Origin of the sequence: Streptomyces sp. NPDC026673, from assembly GCF_040638135.1 — a bacterium.
In the GTDB taxonomy this organism is placed as follows: Bacteria; Actinomycetota; Actinomycetes; order Streptomycetales; family Streptomycetaceae; genus Actinacidiphila.
Genome location: NZ_JBEZXR010000010.1, coordinates 25526 through 49191 on the forward strand (window position 1 = coordinate 25526; position 23666 = coordinate 49191).

Genomic DNA, 23666 nt, shown 5'->3' on the forward strand with positions numbered 1-23666 from the left:
GTGCCCGCCCCACCGGGCGGCCCCGTCGCAGGAACGGCGGCCTCATCGGCCGCCGACGACACCCCACGAGGGAGTACGGCATGACAGTGACGACGGATGCGCTCCTTCCGGCGTTGGAGGACGTGCGGAAGGCACACACCGCGGTGGTCGACCGGTTCAGGGCCGACATGGCCGTCACGCCCGCCGGCCCGCACCGGCAGGCACTGGAACGTCATGCCGCGCAGACGCAGAGCCACATCACCCGCATCGGCGACCACGTCCGGGGCATCCGCCCGCGCCGCCTGCTGCGGGACACCGGGGACATGGTCCAGACGGCCTCGGCGGACGCCGTTCGCGTCGCCCTGCTCCCGGTGAACGCCGGGGCCCGGATGGTGCGCGCGGTCCTGCCCGGACGGCCGCCGACCGGCGAGCACCAGGTGCTCCGCAACACCGAGGACGAGTACACCGCCACCGCCCGGGCGCTGGCGGCCTGCCGGGCCGGGGAGAGCATCGCGGGCCTCGCCCAGGACGAGAAGGCCGCGGCGCTGCTCTCCGTGCTGCGCCGCCAGGACGAGGAACTCCTGCGCACCTTGGAGTCCTGCATCGAGGAACAGGCGCTGGCGGTCGCCGCGGCGGCCGGTGAGAACCACGACGGCGGTCTCGCCCGTACCGCGGCCCACGCGGTGGCCGGAGCCGTCGACCGGGTGCGGCACGCCGCCTGGACCGGCGGACGGCGGACGGCCCACTCCGCCGCCGAGGCGGTCCGCGGGATGCCGCCCGTCTCGTGGATGGCCGAGCGCGTCCAGCACGCGGCTCCCCGGGAGCAGAAGCTGCCGCTCCCCAGTTACGACCGGCTCGCCGTTCCCGAGATCATCGAGCGGCTGCGCGAACTCTCCCAGGTGGAGCTGTCCGTGATCGAGGACCACGAGCGGGCGCATGGCGACCGGGTCGGCATTCTCAACGCCATCGAGAATCTGCGGGGCGACGAGCCGTGGCCCGGCTACGACCGCATGAACTCCGACCAGATCACGGCCCGCCTGCGGAACGCCGACGCCCTGCTCGCCCGGCAGGCGATGGACTACGAGAAGCGGCATCTCCAGCGCCCGGCCGTCGTCAGCGCCGCCAAGCAGCGCGTGCGCGTCGCCGTCTGACGCCGGCGCCATCCGGGCGTCGACTCGGCGAAGCGGACCACGACGGGCCCACCGGCCGATGCCGGTGGGCCCGTCGTCGTGGCGGGCAGCTCATGGCGACGGGAACCCGCCTCCTGTCGCGCGCTTTAGGCGCCGCCCGACGACGACAAGGACAGCGCCGAGGGCGGGGCCCCGGGCACATCCGGTCTGTCGCTTCGTCGATATATGATCCGCGCGCGGCTCCGCCGGGGTCGCCACTCCGGCCCGCGGGCGAGACGCACCAGAGAAAGAGCCAGACCCCTCATGAACGCATTGGTCCCCCCGTCGGTCACGGAGCAGTCCGAGGCCGAGGCGATGTTCCGGTTCGAGACGGCAGCGCCCGAGTCCGTACGGCAGGCGCTCGGGATGACCGCCGCCCGGATCGGCGGCGGGGTCGTGCTGTCGATGCGCAACGACCCCACCACGTACTGGAGCAAGGCACTCGGCTTCGGCGTCACCACCCCTGTCACGGCCGACGTGATCGGGGAGGTGTGCGACTTCTACCGCTCGCAGGACAACCCGCGGGCCGTCATCCAGATCGCGCCCGCCTTCCTGCCCGGGGACTGGGACGACATCCGCGGCCGCGAGGGCATCACCGAAGGGTCGTCCTGGGTCAAACTCGTCTGCCCGGCCGACGAGGCCGTCGCCCGTGCCGAAGCGGTGGAGCCGCCCGGGGCCGGGATGCGCGTCGCACCGCTGGAGCCGGAGCGGGCGCGGGAATGGGGAGCGGTCGTGACCCGCGCCTTCGGCATGCCCGAGGAGCACTACGCGCAGATGACCGCCGCCTCGGCCGGCACGCCGGGGTGGCATCCGTTCGCGGCCTGGCTGGACGGGGAGATCGTCGGCACCGGGACGATGCACGTCCGCGGTGAGACGGCTCAGATGTTCGCCGGCGCGGTGCTGCCGCACGCACGCAAGCGCGGCGGCCAGACCGCGCTGCTGGCCGCCCGGGCGAGGAAGGCGCGCGAACTCGGCTGCCGCGTCCTGGTCGCGGAGACCGGCGCCGAGGCGCCCGGCACCCACAACTCCTCGCTGCACAACATGCTCCGGCTCGGCTTCGAGGTCGCCTACGAACGCCGCAACTGGATCTGGCAGGCGTCCCCCGAGGCGTGACGCCGGACGCACGAATCCGTTGGCGCGCCCGGGTCGTACCGCCTCTTTCCGTCTGCCGTCCCTCGCGAAACGGCCTGTGCCCGCTCCCCGCGGAGCGGGCACAGGCCGCAACGCCGCGATGCCCTCGCCGCCTTGCGGCGCACGCCTCCGGATGGGCGAGAGCTTCGGCACCCTCGTCCGCGAAGCGGACGCCACCCCGCGGGCCGCACAATACGTGGGGCCCTCCGGGCCCGGCGGCGTGGCGCGAAGGTGTCCCCACCGGCCGGGCTTTCTTGTCGTATCCGCGCCGAATCCGGCCCCGATGCGGTATCACTGACCCGACCACCCCCGGGAAGACCGCGGAACGGACCGGGCCGCCATCGCGCTGAGTCCGCGGACGCCACCGGGGCGCAACAGACGTGGGACGACACGGCGGCCGTCACTGGCGCCGGTGCACGCTTCGGCATTCGGCATTCGGAGCAGAGCGCGCTCCGGAGGAAGGACAACGCGATCGACACGCGATGTTCCGCGGCCTGCAAACCGGACGACACGCACAATGGGCAGGATTTACCGCAGACAGGTCCCTGCCGGCGCCCGGCTGCGAACGGCGGGGTCGGATGCGCGCCAACAACGAGACCAGGGCCGAACATCCCGGAGGGCTCCCGGTGACCTTCTCCTCGACATCGACATCGCCATCGACATCGGCCACGCCTCAGCCATCGGCCCCGAGCGACCGCAACCGGCTCGCGGCGGCCGTCGTCCTGCACGACGGCCGCGTCCTGGTGGTACGCCGCAGCCTCACCGAAAGGTTCCTGCCCGGGATCTGGGGTGTGCCCTGCGGCAAGATCGCCGCCGGGGAGTCCACCGAGGTCGCCGTGCTGCGGGAACTCCACGAGGAGACCGGGCTGGCGGGCCAGGTCGTGTGCGCGGCGGGCGAACGCTCGTTCGTCAGCGAATGGGACGGACGCGTGGTGTGCAACGTCCAGTCCAACTTCCTGATCCGTCCGCTCGACTTCGAGATCGTGCTCCCCGAACCCGACCAGGAGTACCGCTGGCTCGCCACGGCGGACCTGGACCACGCGGACCTGGACGAACACAACCTGGGCACCATCCGGCAGGCACTCGCCGCTCAGGCGAGCAACCCGCTCAACCGCCGGAGCTCGCAGGCGTAGTCGGCGAGGTTCAGCGGCCGCTTCACGACGCTGGCCGGAGCCGGTCTCCCGGGCTCGGTGTACACATCGGTCCGGGACCGCAGGGCCACGGTCTCCAGGAACAGCGTGGCCGAGCCGGGTCCCCGGCTCTGCACCACCTGGTGCGGCTGTCCGGCGTCCAGGCAGTAGCGGCTCCCCGCGGTCAGGCTCAGATCCGCCGACATCCGCAGCCGGGCCGAACCGACGGGCCGGATCAGCCACTCGGTGTCCCCGGCGGTGACCTCTTCCTCGTAGGCCGTCACCTCCGTCGCCGTGCCGGCCTCCCATTCCGCGCGCCCGGTGGCGTCCGGGCCGCCCTGCACGCCCTGGGCGGTGTAGAGCCGCATGCGCAGCTCGCCGCGCAGCACGGCCGAGGCGAAACCGAAGCGGTGGTTGTGGATGTGTTCCGTGCCCCCGCCCGGCGACGTCGTGCCGCCGGGGCCGGGGCCGGCGACGGCGGTTCGGGGCCGCCATACGTGAGCGCGCAGCATGTACGCCGGGCGGCCGACCAGCAGCATGACCTTGTCGAAGCCCAGGGCGTGCCGGTAGGAGAGCCCGGCCCGTTGCGCCGCGGCGTCCTGGCGGCTGTCCGCCTCGGCCGCCAGCTCGTCCAGCAGCGGCGCCAGCAGGTCCGCGTCGAGGAGTTCGCCCATGGCTTCCAACGCCTCCTGCGCGGCAGACCGGTGGGCTCCCGTGGCCCCCGCGCCCAGGCGCCGGTCCAGGATCCCGGCCACCGTGCGGATCGTCCTCATGGCGCCACCTCCAACTCGACCATGCACAGCGCGTGGTCGGAGAAGCCGTAGCGCACGGAACTGCGCCGCAGATCCAGCCCCGCACCGAGCAGCACGTCGTCCACCGCCATGCCGATCCGCGAGGTCCCCGCCGTGATGGCGCTGGTGAGCCTGCGGTCCGGCAGCCGGTCCAGCAGCAGGTCCCTGCGTTCGGTGTTCAGGTCGGCGCAGAGCAGGAGAGGCCCTTCGGGCAGCGCCCGGACGAACTCGGCCAGGCCTTTCCACACGCCGTCGGCCACGGGGTCCTCCGCCGCCGCGCCGAACAGGTGGAACGGGTGCAGGTGGACATTGCCCACCCAGACCTCCGACGCCCCGTGCCGGAGCCGGCCGAACAGCACGCCCTTGTCCCAGCTCACGATCTCGCCGCGCGGGGTGGGCTGCCGCAGTCCGGGATTGGGCAGGAGCGCGCGCGCCTCGGCCCGCCAGGGCTGCCGCGCCAGCAGTGCCAACCCCGCCCGGGCCCCCGGCAGGTGCATCGCCGGCGAGTAGGGGAAGGTCAGCCGGTGGGGCAGACCCAGGGTCCGGGACACCTCCTCCAGGAGCGGCGACCTGTCCCCCTCCGTGAACGCCACTTCCTGGAGCGCGAGGACGTCGGGACGGAATCCGGCCATGTCGGCCGCCAGGGCCTCGGCGACCGGGCGACCGGGATCGTGCAGCGGCACGCCCTCGCGGATGTTCCATCCCACGACGCGCAAGGTCGTGGACTCCCGGGCGAGTGTTCCGGGGGGCCTCCCGGGCATGTCCATCACACCCCTCCCGTGCCGGCCAGGGCGTAGGCACGGAGCACCGCGAGACCTTGGTAGGTCATCCAGATCGGCCGCCGTTCCCGGTCGTCGTCCCACTCCCAGACGCCGTCCCGCTCCGCGGCACGCACCCGGGCCACGGCATCGGACAACCGCGCCCGCAGGCGCGCCTCCCCCGCGGGGTCCCCCGGGAAGACGTCCGGGCCCGCGCCCAGCAGTGCCTTGGCCACCCAGGCGGCGGTGAAGTGGCGTACGACGATGTGGTCCACGCCCCGGGCGGGTTCCGGCAGTGCGCGCCGCAGGTGTTCGGTCTGGTGGTCCAGACTCTCGCATCGGGTGAGCCAGTCGATGCCCTGCTGCCGTGCCAGCCGGGCCTGGTTGTCCTCGCCGAGCACCACGGCGGCCCGGGTGAGCGCCACCACCGCGTACGCGGTGTGCGCCTGGGACGGCAGCGGTGGGCGGCGATGGCCGGTGCCGTCCGGCAGCCAGTGTCCCCAGCACAGCAGGTCGTCCCGCGCGGGGTCGCGCAGGGTGCCGGCGACCAGCGCGGCCCGCAGGGCGGCGAGTCGGGTGGACGCGGGGGCGGCCCGGACCAGGCCGCGGAGGACGGCGGTCGCCACATAGGTGCGCGACAGGCCGTCCGGGTCGGCGCCGGGTGCCACCATCCGTTCCAGGGCGCCGACCGCGTCCGCCAGCCGGTCGGCGCCCAAGCCGGCCCGGCTCAGCGCTCCGACCACCAGCGCGCTGACCTCGGGCCGGCTGACCCCGACACCGGTGCGCGCGGCCCACCCGCCGTCGGCGAGCCGCAACCGCCACAACGTGTCCACCAGCGCGGGCGCGTCCAACCGGCCGTCCGGGCGGGCGAGTTCCAGGGTCAGGTGCAGGCCGTAGGCGGTACCGATCGCGGTGGGCCGCTCACCGGCCTCTCCGCCCTCCAGGAAGTGCGGCCAGCCGGTGAGCCGCCCGCTGTCCGGGTCGTCGTGCGTGGACCGGCACTGCAGCAGCGTGGCCGTCGTTCCCTCCATCAGCGTGGTCAAGTCGCCGACGGGGGACCGCCCCGCCGCGGCCGCAGCGGTGGGCACGGTCGTCTGCTGCTCGCTGCGGCGCCGCGCGAGGACCGCGGCGACCAGCACCATCAGCCCGGCGGACACCCCTGCCAGTCCGGACACCGCGTAGCGGGCCACCCCACCCGACATGTCCTCCGGCAGCACGCCGAAGAGGGACTGGAACACCGCGTATCCCGCCGCCAGCGGGCCGTACCGGGCGAGCCGGATCAGCCCGAGCGTGCCGCGAGGGTGCTCGGCGGGCGGTGCAGGGGGGTCGGAGTCCGGTGTCGCGGCTTGAAGTTGACGGACGGCCATGCGGACTCCCCCCACATCCCCATCCATGAAGCGGCGTTCCCGGGACCGCGGGACGGATCCACGATCGCGGGGACACCGATCAGGAGATTTCTCGCCTCAGTATGACTTTTCCGCGGGCGGCGTGTCACGACCTCGCACCCGGACATCGTGTTCCGCGGGTGGCTGCGGCCTCGGGTCCGCGGACCGCGGCGCCGCCGGCACGTCCGACTGATCGGCCGGTTCCCGGAAGTCGAAGGCCGCCTTGAACTCGCGCAGTCCCGCCTCGTCCTCGGTTCCGGCGAGCGCTCTTTCGGCGAGTGACCGCGGTTGGAGGTCGCTCAGGCGGAGATCGGAGAACTCCGGGCCGAGTTCCCTGCGGATCCCGGCTTGGGCGGTGTCCGAGAACGACCGCACCTTGCGGAGGAAGGCGGATGCCTCGGAGATCGCCTTGGGGAGCTTTTCCGGGCCGAGGACGACGATCGCGATCACGAGGACGGCGAGCATCTCCAGCGGGCCCATGTCGAAGAACATGCGTGGCCTCCTGGGCGGTTGCGGTTCGCGGGCGGGAGCGGGAGCAAGAGCCGGCGCGGCTCAGCGGCCGCTGTCGGTCTCGTGACGGGCCGGGAGTGGCGAGGGCTCGTCGGGGCCGGGGCGCGCCGCGTCCGCGCGGGCACGGCGGCGGTCGTTGACCCAGGAGACGCCGCAGGCGGCCAGGTACAGCGCGGTGATGGGACCGGCCAGGGCCAGCATGCTCAGCGGGTCGCTGCTGGGCGTGGCGACGGCGGAGAAGACGGTGACGCCGATGACCATGTGCCGCCACCAGCCCGTCATGCGGCGGGCGCTGAGGACGCCCGCCAGGTTGAGCATGACCAGGACCAGCGGGAGTTCGAAGGAGAGCCCGAAGACGACGACCATGCGGGTGGCCAGGTCCAGGAAGTCGTCGACGGGCAGGATGTTGGTGGCCCGGTCCGGGGTGAAGGAGATCAGCACCCGTGCCGTCGTCGGCAGGACGGCGTAGGCGAGCGCGGCACCGGCCAGGAAGAGGGGGATGCCGGTGGCGAGGAAGGCGAGTCCGTACTTCCTCTCGACGCGGTGCAGTCCCGGGGCGAGGAAGGCCCACAGCTGGTAGAGCCAGACGGGGCTCGCGGCGATGAGCCCGGCGGTCAGTGAGACCTTCAGGGCGAGGGTGAAGGGCGCCAGGAGACCGTTGGTGGCGATCAGCCCGCATCGCCCGGACGAGGGTGGTCCCTGCCCCTCGGCGGCGGTGCAGCCGGGCAGGGGCGCGATGACGAAGTCGACCAACTGCTGGTAGAACAGCCCCGCGACGAGCGTCGTGGCGAGGATCGCGCCGGTCGCCTTGAGCAGGCGGTTGCGCAGTTCGCGGAGGTGACCGGTCAGGGTCATGCGCCCCTGGGGGGCCTGGGTTGCGACGGTGAGCACGAGCGGACCTCGGTTCTTGTCTCGCAGGCGACTGACGGTGCCGAGCGGTCAGTTCACCCCGAATGCGTCCCGGGAAGGGTCGTGGACCGTGGCCTGCCGCCGTACCGGCGAGGCGTGCGGGGTGTGCTCGGAGGTGGTACGGCCGGTGGAACCGGCCTGCACGGGGACCGGCTCCGCCGCGGTGGCGGTGTCCTCCTCCCGTTCCCGCATGGCCCTGGTCTCGCTCTTGAGGATGCGCATGGACTGCCCGAGCGAGCGGGCCATGTCGGGCAGGCGCTTGGCGCCGAAGATCAGGATGACGACGACGAGGATGAGCAGGAGCTCGGGCGCTCCGAGTTTGCCGAACATGCCGGGTGCCTTTCGGGTCGGGAGCGCGGTGGCTCCGTCGTACGGGGGTGGTTTCGGAGTGGGGGGGACACCGCGGACGGGGTGGCCGAGTGCCTGGAGGCGGTTGCCCGGCCACCCCGCCCGGGTGGGGGCGTACGCGCGGCTTCGAGCCCGATGGTCAGCGAAGCGGCCGGAAGCCCGCGCGGAGTTCCCGGGTGAACAGCCGCGGCTGCTCCCAGGCCGCGAAGTGCCCGCCCCTGGGCAGCTCGTTGTAGTGGATGAGCTGGGGATAGGCGCGCTCCGCCCAGCTCTTGGGGGTCCGGTAGAGCTCGTCGGGGAAGACGCTCACGGCTGTCGGCAGGGAGACTCCCTTGACGCCGAAGAAGGAGGTCGTGTTCTCGGCGTAGAGACGAGCCGAGGAGAGCGCCGTCCTCGTCAGCCAGAACAGCGTGATGTTGTCCAGGACGTCGTCGCGCGACAGTCCGCCGGGGTGGCCGGCGAAGGCCCGGGAGATCAGGTCCAGGCTGGCCGCGTCGTGGTCGAGCATGAACGCCGCCAGGCCGACGGGAGAGTCCACCAGCCCGGTCAGCGACTGCGGGCGCGAACCCATCATGTAGGCGTAGTAGACGTGCCGGTACACGAAGTCCAGCTGCTTCACCGTCGCCTTCTCCTCGTGCGACAGGACGGTCCCGGCGGGCAGGGGGTTGCCCTTCACGAGTGCCTGGTCGATGGCGGGCGGCACCACGCCGGGCATGTTGGTGTGGATGCCGAGCAGTCCCCTGGGTTCCTGCACGGCCATGAGGTCGGTGACGACGGCTCCCCAGTCGCCGCCCTGGGCGACGTACTCGGTGTAGCCCAGGCGCTTCATCAGCTCGGCCCAGGCGCGGGCGATGCGCTCGGGGCCCCAGCCCTTGGCGGTGGGCTTGCCGGAGAAGCCGTAGCCGGGCATGGACGGGATGATCACGTGGAAGGCGTCCGAGGCCCTGCCGCCATGGGCGGTGGGGTTGGTGAGCGGCTCGATGATCTTCATCTGCTCGATGATCGAACCGGGCCACCCGTGGGTGATGACGACCGGCAGGGCGTTCCGGTGCCGCGAGCGGACGTGGATGAAGTGGATGTCCAGCCCGTCGATCTCGGTGATGAACTGCGGGTAGGAGTTCAGCTTCGCCTCGACCGCCCGCCAGTCGTACTCCGAGGCCCAGTAGCGAGCGAGCGCCTTCATGGTCGCCAGTTGGGTGCCCTGCGACTGGTCGGTGACGGTCTCCTTCTCGGGCCAGCGCGTGGCGATGATGCGCCGGCGGAGGTCGGCCAGGTCCGCGCGCGGGAAGTGCACGCGGAAGGGGCGGATGCGCCCGCCCGCCGACGGGCCGCGGCCGGTTCCCGTCCCGGCCGCCGCTGCCGCCTGGGCGGGGAACAGGCCGAGCGAGCCCCCGATCGCCGCGGCGGACGCGGCGGCCGCCGAGGTGGAGAGAAAGGCCCGTCGCGAGTGCGCCGGAATGATGTCGGACATGGTGACCTCCTGGGGTCGTCGATGTGGGGGTGGAGCGCTGCCGGCCCGGCGTCGTCGCGGTGGCCGTGGAGGTGCGGTGGCCGGCCCGGAGCCGGTGGTCGCACGGGGAATGGGTGACCGCCCTCGGGAGCGGGGTGCCGGCACCAGGTCCGACACGGTCGTCCGCGGAGATGAGCGGTGGCCGTGAAACCCTGCCGCGGGGAACTGCGGCGGTCTCCGGGGCCTTGGGGTCGCCGACCCGGCTCGATGTCGCGGGTCCTCTTCACGGGGCCCGCCGGCCCCCGCTCACCCTTGTTGTCGAAGCTACGGGACATTTCCCTTGTGTGCAAGTAAAAATTGAACGTGGAAAACGTGGCAAAGCTAATTCATTCGAGCCGCGCACCGAGCGCCAAGCGTCCGGGGATAATTCCGCCCTCACAGACTCCCGCGCCTACCATTTAGGCGTGCGCAATACAATCGCGTCCACGGACATTGTGGAGTATGCTGCTCATACAGAGCACCATCGCGAGGGAGAGGAGCTGCGATGAGCGAGATCACGTCTGACGTCGGGCAGACGGGCAGCGGCGAGGTCAGCCTGCTCCTGGAGGACCAGATGTGCTTCGCCCTCTACGCGGCCCAGCGGGCGATGACGAATCGCTACCGCCCACTGCTCGAAGAGTTCAACCTGACCTACCCCCAGTACCTGGTGATGCTGGTGCTGTGGCAGCACGGCGCCCTGCCCATCAAGAGCCTGGGTTCGCTCCTGCAGCTCGACTACGGCACTCTGACGCCGCTGCTGAAGCGCCTGCAGGCGCACGGGCTCATCCGGCGTGAGCGCCAGGCCAGCGACGAGCGTTCCGTCCAGATCAGCCTCACCGAGCAGGGCACCGAACTGCGCGAACGCGCCCGCGTCATCCCCGCCGTGATGGGAGAGGCGGTCGGCCTCACGATGCAGGAGGTCGTGGACGCCAAGGCGCTCCTCGAGCGGCTGACGGCCAACCTGGCGGCGGGCCGCTGACAGGGCAGCCGCCGCCGGACCGGACCGCCGCGGGCGGCGTCATCGCAGCCCGTCCGGGCAGGGCCCCCACGACGGGACCGCGCGGGGCGCCTCGTCACGGCGACTGGTCCTACAGGTCGAGCAGCGCCTGCTCGACGGCTTCGGTCAGCGCCGGGTGGATGTACAGCACGTCCCGGCCGACCTGATCGACCGTCTGACCCAGCGTCATCGCCTGGATGAGCGGCTGGATGAGCGTCGCGGCCTGGGGACCGATGATGTGCGCGCCCAGGATGGTGCGGTCGGCCGGGTCGGCCAGGACCTTCACGAAACTGGTGGTGTCCTCCAGCGCCCAGCCGTACGCCGTGTCCGCGTAGTCGCGCACGCTCACCAGGTAGTCGATCCCGTCGCGCCGGGCCACCTGCTCGGTCAGCCCGACACCGGCGATCTGCGGGCTGGTGAACACCGCGTGCGGGGCGACCCTGTTGGGCAGGGTGCGCACGTCCTCCGGGTGGAGCAGATTGTGCCGCACCAGGCGCGATTCGGCGTTGGCCATGTGCTTGAGCTGGAAGTGGTTGGCCGCGTCGCCCAGCGCCCAGACCCCGGGCACCGAGGTGCGGTAGGCGTCGTCGGTGACGATGTGGCCGTGTCCGTCGAGTTCCAGCCCGCCCGCGGCCGCGTCCATCCGGTCGGTGTTGGGCCGGCGGCCGGCGCACACGAACAGCGTCTCCGCCTCGACGACTTGATCGCCCTCCGCGCAGGTCACCGCGACCGCGACGCCGCTCGCGGTCCGCTCCACGGAGGTGACGGTGGCCCCGAGAAGGACACGGTGCCGCCGCGACGCGAGTTCGGTGAAGCGCGCCGAGATCTGCTCGTCCTCCGCCATCAGCAGGCGGGGCCCGCGCTGGATCACGGTGACCTCCGCGCCGAACGCGTCGAACACATGGCCGAACTCGGCCGCGATGTAACCGCCGCCGATGACGGCCATCGATCGCGGCACTTCGTCGATCCGCATGATGGTGTCCGAGGTGTGGTACGGCACAGTGTCGAGCCCCGGGATGTCCGGCACCATCGGCCTCGAGCCGACCCCGACGACGAAGACGTCGGCCGTGATCTGCTCGTCCCCCACCTGCAGCACCTTCGGCGCGACGAATCGCCCCAGCTCGGTGTAGACGTCGACGCCGTTGTCCCTGCGGTAGTCCAGCGCGCTCTCGTGCAACGGGTCGATGCGGCCGAACACCCGGTCCCGGATGGCCTTCCAGTCGACCCGCTCCACGGCGGCGTGGACGCCGAGCCGGCCCGCCGACCGCGCGCTCACGGCCGCGTCGGCCGCGACGACGAACATCTTGCTCGGGATGCACCCGCGGTTCAGGCAGGTGCCGCCGAAGCGGTCCGGCTCCACGATGGCCGTACGCAGCTGGGCGAATTCCTTGGTCAGCAGCATGTTGCCGCTGCCCGCCCCCAGGATCACGAGATCGTAGTGCCGCACGTCCGGACCGCCTTCCGCCGGCGAAACACTGGCCTTGCGGCACGCAGGGCTTCCCGCGGGGCCGCGAGGACACTTCGCCCCAATTTTCTCCTCGCACCTCTGTGTCCGCAAATAGCTCCGGCCTCGCGCCGGACCGCATCCGGTCCGCCGACGCGAGCGTCCGGCATGTGCCCACGTCGGCGGGCGCGGCACGAGCGGAGGGGCGGCGGCGGCTCCGCGTCGAGCCGCCCCGCCCCCTGCGACCGTCCCTCTCGGCTCCGATCGCCCATCGGTCGCGAAGCGGCCGGTCAGCCTCGGTGGGTCTCCAGCAGTCGCAGCCAGACCTCGCCGAGCGTGGGGAAGGCGGGCACGACGTGCCAGAGCCGGTCGAGCGGCACCTCGCCGACGACCGCGATGGTGGCCGAGTGCACCAGTTCGGCGACGCCGGGACCGGCGAACGTGACGCCCACGACGGTGCCGCGGTCCTCGTCGACCAGCATGCGGGCCCGGCCCTGGTAGCCCTCGACGTACTGGTGCGCGCCCGCGACGTGCGCCAGGTCGTAGTCCACGACACTGATCCGGCGCCCGCTGCGCTCCGCCTCGTGCGTGGTCATGCCGACGGCGGCGATCTCGGGGTGGGTGAAGACGACCTGCGGGACGGCTATGTGGTCGGCGGTGGCGACGTGGGCGCCCCACATGGTGTCGTCGACCGGTTCGCCGGCTGCGCGGGCGGCGATGACGGCTCCGGCGATGCGGGCCTGGTACTTGCCCTGGTGGGTCATCAGCGCCCGGTGGTTGACGTCGCCGACGGCGTAGAACCAGCCGTCGGCGACGTCGGTCACGCGGAAGGTGTCGTCCACCGTCAGCCAGTCGCCCGGGGTCAGGCCGATCGTCTCCAGACCCAGGTCCCAGGTGTTGGGGGCCCGGCCGGTGGCGAACAGGATCTCGTCCGCCGCGAGCTGTCCGCCGTCGGCCAGGGTGATCCGCACCTCGCCGTCCTCGCGGACCAGGGAGGCCACCGAGGTGTTGAACCGGATGTCGACACCCGCGTCCCGCAGCCCGTCGACCACCAGCTCGCCGGCGAACGGCTCCATGCGCTGCAGCAGCCCGTTCTCGAGGACCAGCATGGTCACCTCGGAGCCGAGGGCCTGCCAGGCGGTGGCCATCTCGACGGCCACCACACCGCCGCCGACGATGGCCAGGCGCCCGGGCACCTGGTCGGCGCTGGTCGCCTCACGGCTCGTCCAGGGACGTACGCCCTCGAGACCGGGAATGGGGGGCAGCGCCGCGCGGGTGCCGGTGGACACGGCCACCGCGTGCCGCGCGGTCAGGGCGATCGTGTCACCGTCGGGGGTCTGCACGGCCACCTCCTTGGGGCCGGTGAGACGGCCGTGGCCGCGGATCAGATCGACGGAGACCGAGTCCAGCCAGTCGACCTGGTTCTCGTCCTTCCAGTACGAGGCCATCTCGTCGCGGTGCGCCAGCACGGCGGCGGCGTCCAGCGGCCCGGTCACCGCCTCACGCAACCCGGGAACGCGCAACGCGTCCGCCCGCGCCACCACCGGCCGCAGCAGCGCCTTGCTCGGGTCGCAGGCCCAGAACGAGCACTCCCCGCCGATCAGTTCGCGCTCCACGATCACCGTGCTCAGCCCTGCGGCGCGAGCGCGTTCGGCAACGTTCTCGCCGACCGGCCCCGCGCCGATGACGATCACGTCGTAGGTACGGGAGGTCTCGTTCATCTTTGCTCCGTTCATCGCTGTTTCAGTGACTCGGCCGGGCATGTGCCGGCGGAAGGGGGCGGCAGGTGGTGGTTGGTGCGGCTTTTCGGGCGAGAGGGCGCAGGAGGGCCCGCCTCACCGCAGGGCCGGGCGCCGTAGCCGGGGGCCGACCGGCCCCCGGTGAGCGGTGTGGTGCCGGCTCAGCGGCCGGGGAGGCGCTGGCTGACCTCCTGGAGGACCCAGCCGTTGCCGTCGGGGTCGCTGAAGGTGAGGTAGGAGCCGTAGGAGGCGCGCTCGGGGTGCAGGCCGGCCTTGCGCTGCTGCCCTTCGCCCTCGTGGACGCACCCGCCGCCCTGGTGCCCGTGGTGGAGCAGGCCGCCCTCGTCGTGGAAGATCTCGCTGACGTCGATGCCGCGGCCCACGAGGTCCGCGCGGGCCTCGTCGATGTCGGACACGATCAGGTACAGGCCCTGGAACGAGCCCGGGGCGATGGGGGTCATCCCCTCGCCGAAGATGATCGAGCACTCGGAGCCGGGCGGGGTGAAGTGCACCACCCGGAAGTCGTCGCTGGCCGTGTAGTCGACGTCCAGGCGGAAGCCGAGCCTGTCGTAGAAGTCCTTGGCCCGGTCGATGTCGGAGACGGGCAGCACGATCATTTCGAGCTTCAGATCCATGGGGATGTCCTTGTTCCTCGGTGTCGGTGAAGGTCGCACCCGGTGCGTCACCGGTTCGACGGTTGTCATGGCCGGCTGAGCGGCTCACGCGCCCGGGCCCCGCAGCGGGGGCGAGATCGGGCCGCGCGGGGCGGCCGGTCCCTGCCGGTTCGACCCGCACAGGAAACCTACGTCGCGATTACCTTTGACGCAAGTAAAACTCGGACGCGTAAAATGTGGCAAAGGTATCTTCCGGGTTCGGCGCACCCGTACGCGCATTCGGGTACACGTCGGACACCTTCGGCGATCCGGCTTCCCGGTCCCGCGCGAGTGGACCGCCCGGGTCGTCCGGCGGTCAAGCGGGCTTCCGGGCGGGGACGTTGCCGCACGATCATCACCCCGCTCGCGGGGACCGCGGCACCGGCCGGCTCCCCCATACGTGCGGCGACCCCGTTCGCAGGACGCCCGCACCGCGCGGCGATCCACCTCCCCGGCCGGATCGGCGCCCGGACAGGGCTCCGGTGGTGACGGCAACCCCCGCGCTATACGTTGGAGGCGGGTCGGGCGCCGCGCTGACCTGCACTTCAGCGGCCGCCGTCCCCGGCCCGCACGCCATCGCCGGGAAGGTGCTGCCATGAAGCTCCAAGGCTCTGTCGCATTCGTCACCGGAGCGAACCGCGGGCTCGGCGAGCAGTTCGCGCTGGCGCTCTTCGACGCCGGAGCCGCCAAGGTCTACGCCGGATCACGCGACCCCGGCAAGGTCGGCGTGCCCGGGGCGATCCCGGTCGCGGTCGACATCACCGACCCCGAATCGGTACGCGCGGCGGCCGACCAGGCCCAGGACGTGACGCTCCTCGTCAACAACGCCGGGCTGACGACCCGGGCCGACGTGCTCACCGCCGACCTGGACGCGTTCCGGCTGGAGTTCGAGACGCATGTACTCGGCACCCTCTCCATGAGCAGGGCCTTCGCTCCCGTCCTGGGGCGCAACGGCGGCGGCGCGATCGTCAACGTCCTGTCCGTGCTGTCCTGGATCTCGATCACGCGCAGCGCCGGATACGCCGCGGCCAAGGCCGCCGAGTGGTCGGTGACCAACTCCCTGCGCGTGGCGCTGGCGGAACAGCACACACAGGTCATGGCTCTGCACGTCAGCTATCTCGCGACGGAACTGGCCGCGCAGGTGGCCGGCCCGAAGTCCGATCCCGCCGAGGTGGCCCGGGCGACCCTCGAAGGCCTCGAGGCCGGACGGGACGAGGTACTCGCCGACGACCTCAGCAAACAGGTCCAGGCAGCCCTGGCCGAGGGCCCGGAGGCGCTGTATCCGCAACTGGCCGGACGGCCGGCGCTGATCTGAGCCCGGAGCCACGGGCCTGGTCACCCCGCCCGCGGCCCGGCGGCCGAACGTGTCGCCGCGGCGGAGGGCCACAGCCCCGGCACGGTCCGATCACACACGGCCGCCCCAGGGAGCCCCAGGGAGCCCCGGGGCGCCTGCCGGCCGGGCCGCCGCAGGCCCCATCGATGGTTCGACGCCGGTCGAACTATGGGATACCCTGACCCTATGGCCGACCAGCACTCTCCCGACCCCGGGGAGATCAGCCTGCCCCGCGTCCTCGCCGCGTTGAGCGACCCCACACGGATGGGGATCGTGCGCGTCCTGGCCGACGGCAGGGAACGCGGCTGGGGCCAACTGCGAGCGCCCGTGGCCAAGTCCACCCTCAGCCATCACCTCAAGATCCTGCGCGAGGCCGGTATCACCCGCACCCGCCAGGAGGGCACGCGCTGCTACGTCACGCTGCGGCGGGAGGCGCTGGACGACCGCTTTCCCGGGCTGACCGGCGCCCTGCTGTCGGCGGCCGACACCGAGGACGTGGGCGACCACGTCACCGAGGTCGAGGCCTGATTCCAGGCCCGAAGCGGGGAAGCCCCCTCAGGACCCGCGAGCAGTGACACACCCCGGCCGGCGGCCCCGGTCGCCGTATACGCGGCTGCCGCCGGAGCACCGGACGGGGTCCGGGGCTTCCGACGGCAGTGGTCGCGGTCCGCTGCGCGGGCAGGCGGCCCTACTTCGTGAGCGGCGACAGCTTCGGGTCGTTGGCGTAGGCCTCGGCCGCGTTCTCCTTGGTCACGATGACCGGCGGCAGGAGGTACGAGGGCACGACCTTGGTGCCGTTGTTGTACGACTTGGTGTCGTTGATCGTCGGCTTGCCGCCCTTCTGCAGGGACTGGACCATCGTGATGGTCTCGGCGACGAGCTTGCGGGTGTCCTTGTTGATGGTGGAGTACTGCTCACCCGCCATGATCGACTTCACCGACTCGACCTCGGAGTCCTGACCGGTGACGACCGGGACCGGCTTGCCGGCGCCCTTCACCGAGGTGATGATCGCCCGGGCGAGGGTGTCGTTCGGGGACAGCACGCCGTCCAGCGTCTTCTTGCCGTGGTAGGTGGAGTTCAGCAGCGAGTCCATGCGGCTCTGGGCGTTCTCCGCCTTCCAGCCCTGGGTCGCGGTCTGCTTGATGTCGGTCTGACCCGAGCCGACAACGATGTCGCCCTTGTCGATGGCGGGCTTCAGCACCTCCATCGCTCCGTCGAAGAAGACCTTCGAGTTGTTGTCGTCCGGCGAACCGGAGAACAGCTCGATCGTGTAGGGACCCTTGGCCTTCTTCGCCTTCATGCCGTCCAGCAGCGCCTGGCCCTGCAGCTGGCCGACCTTGAAGTTGTCGAACGCGATGTAGTAGTCGACGTCCTTCGTGTTGGTGATGAGCCGGTCGTAGGCGATGACCGTGGCGCCGGCCTGCTTGGCCTGCGCGACCTGGGTGGACAGCTGCGCGGCGTCGGTCGCGCCGATGACGATGACCTTCGCGCCCTTGGTGACCATGGAGGAGATCTGCGCCTGCTGGTCCGCGACGGTGGTCGAGGCGCCCGCGTACTGCACGTCGGCCTTGAACCCGGCGTCCTTCAGGCCGTTGGTGAACAGGTCGCCGGCGAGCACCCAGTTCTCCGAGGTCTTCGCGGGCAGCGCGACACCGATGAGCGAGTCCTGGGCGAAGCCGCCCTTGGCGGACGCGTCGGTGTCCTTGCCGGTCGAGCCCTCGCGTTCGTTGGAGCACGCGGTGCCCAGGGCGAGCAGTGCGGCGGCGCCGACGACGGCGATGCCTCTGGTGATGGTTCTGCGCATGGTGGGATGAGCCCTTTCCTGGTGTTGCGGGGTGAGTTGAGCACCGCGCGGATGCGGCACCCTGGGTTTCTGCCGGTCGGTCAGCCTGCGACCGGAGCCTTGTCGGAATCGGTGGCGGGGTTCGGCGGATCGACCGGTGCGGCCGGCTCGTCGGGGCGGAACGGGCGCATCAGGGTGCCGATGATCGAGAAACGCCCCTGGCTCTTGCTGTAGACGTCGAACGCGACGGCGAGGAGGAGGACCAGGCCCTTGATGATCTGGACCATGTCCGAGCCCACGCCCTCCAGCTGGAGGCCGTTGTTGAGCAGCGCCATGACGAGGCCGCCGACGATGGAGCCGCTGATGGTCCCGAGACCGCCGGAGACCGCCGCGCCGCCGATGAACACGGCCGCGATGGCGTCCAGTTCCCAGCTCAGACCGTCCTGCGGGCCGGATGCCGCGGACCGCGCCACGAAGATCATGCCGGCGAGGGCGGCCAGCACGGACATGTTCATCATGACCAGGAAGTTGACCCGCCGGAGCTTCACGCCGGACAGTTCGGCCGCGCGCGAGTTGCCTCCGACGGCGTAGATGTGCCGGCCGCCGATGGTGTTGCGGGTGTAGTAGGAGTACGCCAGCACCAGGGCGATCAGGATGATGCCGGAGATGGGGAAGCTGGTGCCCACGCGGCCGCCGGCGAAGCGCAGCGTCGCGAAGACGATGATGCCGACCATCACGACCAGGCGTATCCCCGTCACCCACAGCGGCGCGGCGTCGGCGTGCATGGCCCGCCGGGTCTGCCGTGCGCTCCACTCCCGCCACACCACACCCGCGCAGGCGACCAGGCCGAGCAGCAGCGTCAGGTTGTTGTAGCCGGTGTCCGGGCCCACTTCGGGCAGGAAGCCGGCGCCGATGTCGCGGAATCCGGTGGGGACCGGCACGGTGTCGGCGTTGCCGATGTACTGGTTGCCGCCGCGGAACAGGAGCATTCCGGCCAGGGTGACGATGAAGGCGGGCACTCCCACGTAGGCGACCCAGAAGCCCTGCCACGCACCGATGGCCGCGCCGACGAGCAGGCCGAGGAGGATGCCCAGGGGCCACGGGAGGGAGTGCTCCTGCATCACCTTGGCGACCACGATGCCGGTGAAGGCCGCCACCGAGCCGACCGAGAGGTCGATGTGCCCGGCGACGATCACCATCAGCATGCCGATGGCCAGGATCAGGATGTAGGAGTACTGGCTGACCACGGCGATCAGATTGCCGGAGGTCAGCGTCAGGCCTCCCGTCCAGATCTGGAACAGCAGGACGATCGCGACCAGCGTGGCGATCATCCCGAACTGGCGGGCGTTGGAGGTCGAGCCTCCGAAGAGGTTCTTCTGCAGGTCTGTGATGCGGCTCATGGGCTCGGTGTCTTCTTCATAGAGGTCATCTGTTTCATGAGGAGTTCCGGGTTCGCGTCGCGGCGCGTCACCTCACCGGTGATGGCGCCCTCGAACACCGTGTAGATGCGGTCGCACAGTCCGATGAGCTCGGGCAGCTCCGAGGAGATGACGATGACGCCCTTGCCCTGGTCGACCAGCCGCTGGATGATCCCGTAGATCTCGTACTTGGCGCCCACGTCGATGCCGCGCGTGGGCTCGTCGAGGATCAGCAGGTCGGGATCGGTGAACATCCACTTGGCCAGGACCACCTTCTGCTGGTTGCCTCCGGAGAGCTTCACCACCCCTTCGTCGACGCTGGGAGTCTTGATCCTGAGGCTCTGCCGGTACTCCTCGGCGATCCGGTGCTCGCGCACCGGGTCGACGACCCGGCGGCGGGAGATCTTCGAGAGCTTGGCGGCCACCATCGAGGTCTTGATGTCGTCGAGCAGGTTGAGCCCGATCGACTTGCGGTCCTCGCTGACGTACGCGAGACCGTGGCCGATCGCGTCCGCCACCGACTTCAGCTGGATCTCCTTGCCGTCCTTGATGACGTGGCCGGACAGGAAGGTGCCGTAGGAGCGGCCGAACAGGCTCATCGCGAGTTCGGTGCGACCGGCGCCCATGAGGCCGGCGAAGCCGACGATCTCGCCGCGCCGGACCGTGAAGGTGGAACCCTTGCACACCAGGCGTTCGTCGGAGGCCGGGTGCCGCACGGTCCAGTCGCGGACCTCGAAGAACACCTCGCCGATGTCGGGCGTGTGGTCGGGGAACCGGCTGTCGAGCTCGCGGCCGACCATGCCGCGCACGATGCGGTCCTCGTTCACCCCGTCGGCCCTGACGTCGAGGCTCTCGATCGTCCGGCCGTCGCGCAGGATGGTGATGGTGTCGGCGACCGCCTCGATCTCGTTCAGCTTGTGGGAGATCATGATCGAGGTGATGCCGCGGTCCCGGAAGCCGCGCAACAGGTCGAGCAGGTGCTGGGAATCGGTCTCGTTCAGGGCCGCGGTCGGCTCGTCGAGGATGAGCAGCTTCACGTCCTTGGCGAAGGCCTTGGCGATCTCGACGAGTTGCTGCTTGCCGACGCCGATGTCCTTGACCAGCGTGTCCGGGTCCTCCTTGAGCCCGACCTGTTCCATCAGCTCCAGTGCGCGGTGCTGGGCGACCTTCCAGTCGATCGAGCCGCGTTTGCGCGGCTCGTTGCCGAGGAAGATGTTCTCGGTGATCGACATCCCCGGGACCAGCGCCAGTTCCTGGTGGATGATGACGATACCGGCCGCCTCACTGGCCCGGATGTCGTGGAACCGGACGGCCTCGCCCCGGTAGACGATCTCGCCCGTGTAGCTCCCGTGCGGGTGCACCCCGCTCAGCACCTTCATGAGGGTCGACTTGCCTGCGCCGTTCTCGCCGCAGATCGCGTGGATCTCGCCCTCCCTCACCACCAGGTTGACGTCGGCCAGCGCCTTCACGCCCGGGAACGTCTTGGTGATGGACCGCATCTCCAGGAGCATCGCAACGCGGCTCATGCGCGGAGCTCCACGCTGCGGACGCCGCGACGATCACGCGGGTCCGCCTCTCCGGGGATGCGACATTTCGTGGACATCAACTTGCCTCCGATGACACTGCGCCGTGCCTCCATGTCCGGCCTGTTACGGCTGCGGCACCGGACTTTAAATCCATTTGTTTTACTAAGTCAACGCCCCTGGGCGGTATCGTCATTGAGGCAGAGAGGAACTCATGTGCGGCAAGCAGGAACCAACCTCCCCAAAGTAGGGCGGTACAACCGAGCGGTGGTCCTGGACCAGATCCAACTCGCGGACGGGATCAGCCGGGTTGAGATCGCCCAGAAGACGGGGCTGACCCCGCAGACGGTCTCGGGCATCGTGCGCCGTTTGCTGGACGAGGGGATCGTGCGGGAGGACGGTGCCAGCCGCGGCGCCGGCGGCGGCAAACCGCGCACCACGCTGCGGGTCAACGCGGACGCGGGCAGCGCGGTCGGGCTCGTCTTCGACCCGGTCGAACTCACCTGCTCCGTCGTCGACCTGCTCGGGCGACCGCTGGTGGTCAAGCGGCGCCCCACTCCCGCCGGCACCGATCCGACGCACGTGGTGGCGGCCATGGCCGAACTGGTCGCCGAAGTACTCGCCGAGGCGGAGGTGCCGCCCGACAACGTCCTGGGGCTGGGCCTGGTCACTCCCGGACCGATCGACCAGCAGCTCGGCATGATCGTCGCGCCCCCGCAGCTCGCGCACTGGACGCGGGTGCCCCTGCAGCAGATGCTCGGTGACGTCACCGGCCTGCCGGTGACGCTCGACAACGACGCCACGGCCGCCGCGGTCGGCGAGCGCTGGTCCGGCGCGGGCCGGGGCGTCGCCAACTTCGCCTACCTGTTCTTCGGTACCGGCATCGGCGGCGGACTCGTCCTCAACCACCAGGTCTACCGGGGTGGTTCGCTCAACGCGGGAGAGTTCGGCCACTCCACCGTGCTGTCCGACGGGCCCGAATGCTACTGCGGCAACCGCGGCTGCCTGGAGACGCTGGTCAACCCGTCCGCGATCGTCGCCGAGACCCACCGCAGGCTCACCGACAAGCCCGGCGGCAGTGTGCTCTCCGAAGCGTTCGACCGCGATCCCGCCGCCGTCGACCACGCCGCCATCCAGCTCGCGGCGGGCGCGGGCGACCCCGTCGCGACGGCGGTGATCGACCAGGCCGCGCAGCACGTCGCCACGGTCGCGGTGACCATCGCCAACTTCATCGACGTGGACCTCATCATTCTCGGGGGTCACGGCATCCAGCACGTGGAATCGCGGTACGTCGACGCCGTCGCCTCCGCACTGGCCGCCAGACCGTTGGCCCGCCCCATCCGCGTCGTGCAGGTCGCCGCCTCCCCGCTCGGCACGGACGCCGCGGTCGTGGGCAGTGCCGCGCTGGTCCTGCACTCGACGTACTCACCGCAGCTGTCGGCGATGCTTCTGTCGAACTGACCTCGACGGCGGAGACGCCGAAGGCCGCCGCGGCCGCCCCCGTTCGGACGGCGGCCGCGCACGAACCGCTCCCACCCGGTGCCGCCCGGCCCGCCTGTCCGCGCGGCCTCTCAGTTCAGCGTGTCCAGGAGGCCCTGGACCGTCTCAACGAAGGCGGCGTTGTCGAGTTCGGGTTCCCAGGCGGTCTGCAGCGCCAGCCCCTGGTAGATCGCGATGAACACGCGGGCCAGGCCGTCGGCGGGCCATCCGGCGGGGAGCTCGCCGCGTTCCTGGGCCGCCCGGACGAGCTCGGCGATGACGCCGCGGGGAAGGTCCACGCCCTGACGCGCCACCTCGTGCACCTGGGGAGCCCGCAGGGCCTCGGCCCAGATCTGGACGCCGAGTTGGACGCGTCGGCCCTCGTCGGGGGCGGCGAGCGAGCGCAGGAGGTCCAGGTATCCCGCCACCACGCGGCGGAAGGCGTCCGCGCCGCGGTCACCGGGGTCGCCGGGGCCGTCCAGATGCAGCCGGCGGGCCTGGCTCTCGTGCCACCGGCCCGCGATGGCGACGATCATGTCGTCCTTGTCGGCGAAGTAACGGTAGATCAGCCCGGCGCTGAACCCGGATTCGGCGGCGATGTCCTGGATGGTGGTGCGGTGGAAGCCCGCCCGGGCGAAGCAGCGGGCGGCCGCGTCGAGGATCTGCGCACGGCGTGCCCGCAGGTGCTCCTCACTGACCTTGGGCATCACTTCACCTCCGCCTGGGCGATCCGGTAGAAGGGCGCGGCGGGCTCGTGCCGCCCCAGCGGCTCGAGGTAGCGAGCCGCCGCCTCCCGGGCCGACCGGTCCAGGGTGAGGGTCAGTCCGCGCTCGGCCAGGTAGCCCGGGAGCTCGTCGGGGAGGAATCCGAAGGTGAACGGCTCACCGGCCGCGCGCACCGTGTCCGCCCAGGCGGCGACGCCGTCGAAGTCACCGCTGCCGTCGAGGGCCCGCCGGTCCATGTACGTGAAGACGATCCGGCTGCCGGGCGCCAGCGTGGCGGCGAGCGCCGTGAGCGTGGTGTGCACCGACGGGGCGTCGAGGTAGTTCGTCACCCCCTCCCAGACCACCACCGCGCGATCCCCGCCGAGGCCGGCCTCGCACAGGACTTCGCCGAGGTCCTGACGCATCAGGTCCACGGGAACAAACCGGACGGTGTCGTCCGCCCGGCCCGCCCGGGCGGCCCAGGCCCCGGCCAGTTCGCGCTTGACCGCCTGGGTGGCCGGGTGGTCGACCTCGAAGACCACGGCGGTCCTGGCCCCGTCGAGACGGAAGGCCCGGCTGTCGTAGCCCGCGCCCAGGAGAACCAGTTGCCGGGCGCCCCGCGCGAGGGCCTCCTCGACCAGGTCGTCGATCAGCCGGGTGCGCACCACGGCCGAGGCGCGGGGGCCGGCGGGCCAGTGCCGGTCGATCCGCCGTTCGAGGAACCGCGCGGCGCCCGGGAACCGGGCGATCGCGACACCCAGGCGGAATCCCGGACCGAGGCACGAGACGGCATAGGGGTCGACGAACAGGCGCGGCCCCCGGCGCACCGACTCCAGTGCCCGGAAGAGCGCGACGTGCTGCGCGGTGCGGCTGGGTGTGTTCTGCATGCGCCCCACAATAATGAACGCATGTCCATTTTTTTAGCCGGGGGTGTCTCACCCCCCGACGGCGGTGGGGGCCGTGCCCCGGGCCGGTGTCCCGAGGTGCTCCGGCG

At 71.4% G+C, this 23666-nt stretch carries 22 protein-coding genes; 7 read left to right on the plus strand and 15 right to left on the minus strand.

Features of this window, described 5'->3' with window-relative positions; translation table 11 throughout:
- Positions 1-80 precede the first annotated feature (80 nt).
- The 3 genes from AB0F62_RS10600 (at position 81) to AB0F62_RS10610 (ending at position 3412) form a co-directional block, all read left to right on the plus strand.
- Positions 81-1130 (plus strand): hypothetical protein, encoded by a 1050-nt coding sequence (locus AB0F62_RS10600; protein ID WP_361795063.1) that lies wholly within the window; start codon positions 81-83, stop codon positions 1128-1130.
- Between the two features lie 282 nt (positions 1131-1412).
- Positions 1413-2261, plus strand: a complete 849-nt coding sequence (locus AB0F62_RS10605) for a GNAT family N-acetyltransferase (protein WP_361795066.1) — start codon at positions 1413-1415, stop codon at positions 2259-2261.
- Between the two features lie 596 nt (positions 2262-2857).
- A complete protein-coding gene (locus AB0F62_RS10610; protein ID WP_361795069.1) occupies positions 2858-3412 on the plus strand; it encodes an NUDIX domain-containing protein in 555 nt (184 codons plus the stop codon).
- Here the strand turns inward: AB0F62_RS10610 and AB0F62_RS10615 are convergent.
- The 7 genes from AB0F62_RS10615 to AB0F62_RS10645 form a co-directional block, all read right to left on the minus strand.
- A complete protein-coding gene (locus tag AB0F62_RS10615; protein ID WP_361795072.1) occupies positions 3370-4182 on the minus strand; it encodes a hypothetical protein in 813 nt (270 codons plus the stop codon). The genes AB0F62_RS10610 and AB0F62_RS10615 overlap by 43 nt on opposite strands.
- On the minus strand, positions 4179-4961 hold the full coding sequence (locus AB0F62_RS10620; protein ID WP_361795075.1) for an endonuclease/exonuclease/phosphatase family protein: 783 nt from the start codon (positions 4959-4961) through the stop codon (positions 4179-4181). The genes AB0F62_RS10615 and AB0F62_RS10620 overlap by 4 nt, the downstream gene beginning before the upstream one ends.
- A 5-nt stretch (positions 4962-4966) precedes the next feature.
- Positions 4967-6325, minus strand: coding sequence for a hypothetical protein (locus AB0F62_RS10625; RefSeq protein WP_361795078.1), 1359 nt, complete (start codon positions 6323-6325; stop codon positions 4967-4969).
- Positions 6326-6421: 96 nt separating this feature from the next.
- Complete coding sequence (locus AB0F62_RS10630) at positions 6422-6835, minus strand: Sec-independent protein translocase TatB (protein ID WP_361795081.1); 414 nt, start codon at positions 6833-6835, stop codon at positions 6422-6424.
- A gap of 60 nt (positions 6836-6895) precedes the next feature.
- A complete protein-coding gene (gene tatC, locus AB0F62_RS10635) occupies positions 6896-7708 on the minus strand; it encodes a twin-arginine translocase subunit TatC (protein ID WP_361795383.1) in 813 nt (270 codons plus the stop codon).
- Positions 7709-7792: 84 nt separating this feature from the next.
- Positions 7793-8092, minus strand: a complete 300-nt coding sequence (gene tatA, locus AB0F62_RS10640; protein WP_361795084.1) for a Sec-independent protein translocase subunit TatA — start codon at positions 8090-8092, stop codon at positions 7793-7795.
- 157 nt (positions 8093-8249) lie between these two features.
- Entirely contained in the window at positions 8250-9581 is a 1332-nt protein-coding gene (locus tag AB0F62_RS10645) for an epoxide hydrolase family protein (RefSeq protein WP_361795087.1), read from the minus strand.
- Positions 9582-10104: 523 nt separating this feature from the next.
- On the opposite strand from AB0F62_RS10645, the gene AB0F62_RS10650 reads away from it, so the two are divergent.
- Positions 10105-10578 (plus strand): MarR family transcriptional regulator, encoded by a 474-nt coding sequence (locus AB0F62_RS10650; protein WP_361795090.1) that lies wholly within the window; start codon positions 10105-10107, stop codon positions 10576-10578.
- Positions 10579-10687: 109 nt separating this feature from the next.
- Here AB0F62_RS10650 and AB0F62_RS10655 read toward each other — a convergent pair whose 3' ends face one another.
- The 3 genes from AB0F62_RS10655 to AB0F62_RS10665 all read right to left on the minus strand — a co-directional run bounded on the left by AB0F62_RS10655 (position 10688) and on the right by AB0F62_RS10665 (position 14414).
- Complete coding sequence (locus tag AB0F62_RS10655; protein WP_361795093.1) at positions 10688-12043, minus strand: mycothione reductase; 1356 nt, start codon at positions 12041-12043, stop codon at positions 10688-10690.
- Positions 12044-12330: 287 nt separating this feature from the next.
- Positions 12331-13761 (minus strand): NAD(P)/FAD-dependent oxidoreductase, encoded by a 1431-nt coding sequence (locus AB0F62_RS10660; protein WP_361795096.1) that lies wholly within the window; start codon positions 13759-13761, stop codon positions 12331-12333.
- A gap of 179 nt (positions 13762-13940) precedes the next feature.
- Entirely contained in the window at positions 13941-14414 is a 474-nt protein-coding gene (locus AB0F62_RS10665) for a VOC family protein (protein WP_361795099.1), read from the minus strand.
- A gap of 613 nt (positions 14415-15027) precedes the next feature.
- On the opposite strand from AB0F62_RS10665, the gene AB0F62_RS10670 reads away from it, so the two are divergent.
- Positions 15028-15747, plus strand: a complete 720-nt coding sequence (locus AB0F62_RS10670) for an SDR family oxidoreductase (protein WP_361795102.1) — start codon at positions 15028-15030, stop codon at positions 15745-15747.
- Positions 15748-15951: 204 nt separating this feature from the next.
- The gene (locus AB0F62_RS10675) at positions 15952-16293 is read left to right on the plus strand and encodes a metalloregulator ArsR/SmtB family transcription factor (protein WP_361795105.1); all 342 of its coding nucleotides are present in this window, start codon (positions 15952-15954) and stop codon (positions 16291-16293) included.
- A 160-nt stretch (positions 16294-16453) separates the two neighbouring features.
- Here AB0F62_RS10675 and AB0F62_RS10680 read toward each other — a convergent pair whose 3' ends face one another.
- The 3 genes from AB0F62_RS10680 to mmsA form a co-directional block, all read right to left on the minus strand.
- On the minus strand, positions 16454-17569 hold the full coding sequence (locus AB0F62_RS10680; RefSeq protein WP_361795108.1) for a sugar-binding protein: 1116 nt from the start codon (positions 17567-17569) through the stop codon (positions 16454-16456).
- An 80-nt stretch (positions 17570-17649) separates the two neighbouring features.
- Complete coding sequence (mmsB, locus tag AB0F62_RS10685; RefSeq protein WP_361795111.1) at positions 17650-18948, minus strand: multiple monosaccharide ABC transporter permease; 1299 nt, start codon at positions 18946-18948, stop codon at positions 17650-17652.
- The gene (mmsA, locus tag AB0F62_RS10690; protein ID WP_361795114.1) at positions 18945-20492 is read right to left on the minus strand and encodes a multiple monosaccharide ABC transporter ATP-binding protein; all 1548 of its coding nucleotides are present in this window, start codon (positions 20490-20492) and stop codon (positions 18945-18947) included. The genes mmsB and mmsA overlap by 4 nt, the downstream gene beginning before the upstream one ends.
- Before the next feature lie 264 nt (positions 20493-20756).
- Between mmsA and AB0F62_RS10695 the strand changes: the two genes are divergently transcribed.
- Positions 20757-21950, plus strand: a complete 1194-nt coding sequence (locus tag AB0F62_RS10695) for an ROK family transcriptional regulator (protein ID WP_361795117.1) — start codon at positions 20757-20759, stop codon at positions 21948-21950.
- Between the two features lie 110 nt (positions 21951-22060).
- On the opposite strand, the gene AB0F62_RS10700 is transcribed toward AB0F62_RS10695, so the two are convergent.
- Both AB0F62_RS10700 and AB0F62_RS10705 read right to left on the minus strand, forming a co-directional pair.
- Positions 22061-22675, minus strand: coding sequence for a TetR/AcrR family transcriptional regulator (locus AB0F62_RS10700; RefSeq protein WP_361795120.1), 615 nt, complete (start codon positions 22673-22675; stop codon positions 22061-22063).
- Positions 22675-23559 (minus strand): SAM-dependent methyltransferase, encoded by an 885-nt coding sequence (locus AB0F62_RS10705; protein WP_361795123.1) that lies wholly within the window; start codon positions 23557-23559, stop codon positions 22675-22677. The genes AB0F62_RS10700 and AB0F62_RS10705 overlap by 1 nt, the downstream gene beginning before the upstream one ends.
- Positions 23560-23666 lie beyond the last annotated feature (107 nt).

Excerpts from the sequence above, each read along its gene's own strand:
- AB0F62_RS10625 (WP_361795078.1), bottom strand. The coding sequence starts at position 6,325 with ATGGCCGTCCGTCAACTTCAAGCCGCGACACCGGACTCCGACCCCCCT.
- AB0F62_RS10630 (WP_361795081.1), bottom strand. The coding sequence starts at position 6,835 with ATGTTCTTCGACATGGGCCCGCTGGAGATGCTCGCCGTCCTCGTGATC.
- AB0F62_RS10650 (WP_361795090.1), top strand. The coding sequence starts at position 10,105 with ATGAGCGAGATCACGTCTGACGTCGGGCAGACGGGCAGCGGCGAGGTC.
- AB0F62_RS10615 (WP_361795072.1), bottom strand. The coding sequence starts at position 4,182 with ATGAGGACGATCCGCACGGTGGCCGGGATCCTGGACCGGCGCCTGGGC.
- AB0F62_RS10660 (WP_361795096.1), bottom strand. The coding sequence starts at position 13,761 with ATGAACGAGACCTCCCGTACCTACGACGTGATCGTCATCGGCGCGGGG.
- mmsB (WP_361795111.1), bottom strand. The coding sequence starts at position 18,948 with ATGAGCCGCATCACAGACCTGCAGAAGAACCTCTTCGGAGGCTCGACC.
- AB0F62_RS10600 (WP_361795063.1), top strand. The coding sequence starts at position 81 with ATGACAGTGACGACGGATGCGCTCCTTCCGGCGTTGGAGGACGTGCGG.
- AB0F62_RS10620 (WP_361795075.1), bottom strand. The coding sequence starts at position 4,961 with ATGCCCGGGAGGCCCCCCGGAACACTCGCCCGGGAGTCCACGACCTTG.
- AB0F62_RS10665 (WP_361795099.1), bottom strand. The coding sequence starts at position 14,414 with ATGGATCTGAAGCTCGAAATGATCGTGCTGCCCGTCTCCGACATCGAC.
- AB0F62_RS10705 (WP_361795123.1), bottom strand. The coding sequence starts at position 23,559 with ATGCAGAACACACCCAGCCGCACCGCGCAGCACGTCGCGCTCTTCCGG.
- tatC (WP_361795383.1), bottom strand. The coding sequence starts at position 7,708 with ATGACCCTGACCGGTCACCTCCGCGAACTGCGCAACCGCCTGCTCAAG.
- AB0F62_RS10675 (WP_361795105.1), top strand. The coding sequence starts at position 15,952 with ATGGCCGACCAGCACTCTCCCGACCCCGGGGAGATCAGCCTGCCCCGC.
- AB0F62_RS10680 (WP_361795108.1), bottom strand. The coding sequence starts at position 17,569 with ATGCGCAGAACCATCACCAGAGGCATCGCCGTCGTCGGCGCCGCCGCA.
- AB0F62_RS10645 (WP_361795087.1), bottom strand. The coding sequence starts at position 9,581 with ATGTCCGACATCATTCCGGCGCACTCGCGACGGGCCTTTCTCTCCACC.
- AB0F62_RS10670 (WP_361795102.1), top strand. The coding sequence starts at position 15,028 with ATGAAGCTCCAAGGCTCTGTCGCATTCGTCACCGGAGCGAACCGCGGG.
- mmsA (WP_361795114.1), bottom strand. The coding sequence starts at position 20,492 with ATGAGCCGCGTTGCGATGCTCCTGGAGATGCGGTCCATCACCAAGACG.
- tatA (WP_361795084.1), bottom strand. The coding sequence starts at position 8,092 with ATGTTCGGCAAACTCGGAGCGCCCGAGCTCCTGCTCATCCTCGTCGTC.
- AB0F62_RS10610 (WP_361795069.1), top strand. The coding sequence starts at position 2,858 with ATGCGCGCCAACAACGAGACCAGGGCCGAACATCCCGGAGGGCTCCCG.
- AB0F62_RS10605 (WP_361795066.1), top strand. The coding sequence starts at position 1,413 with ATGAACGCATTGGTCCCCCCGTCGGTCACGGAGCAGTCCGAGGCCGAG.
- AB0F62_RS10700 (WP_361795120.1), bottom strand. The coding sequence starts at position 22,675 with ATGCCCAAGGTCAGTGAGGAGCACCTGCGGGCACGCCGTGCGCAGATC.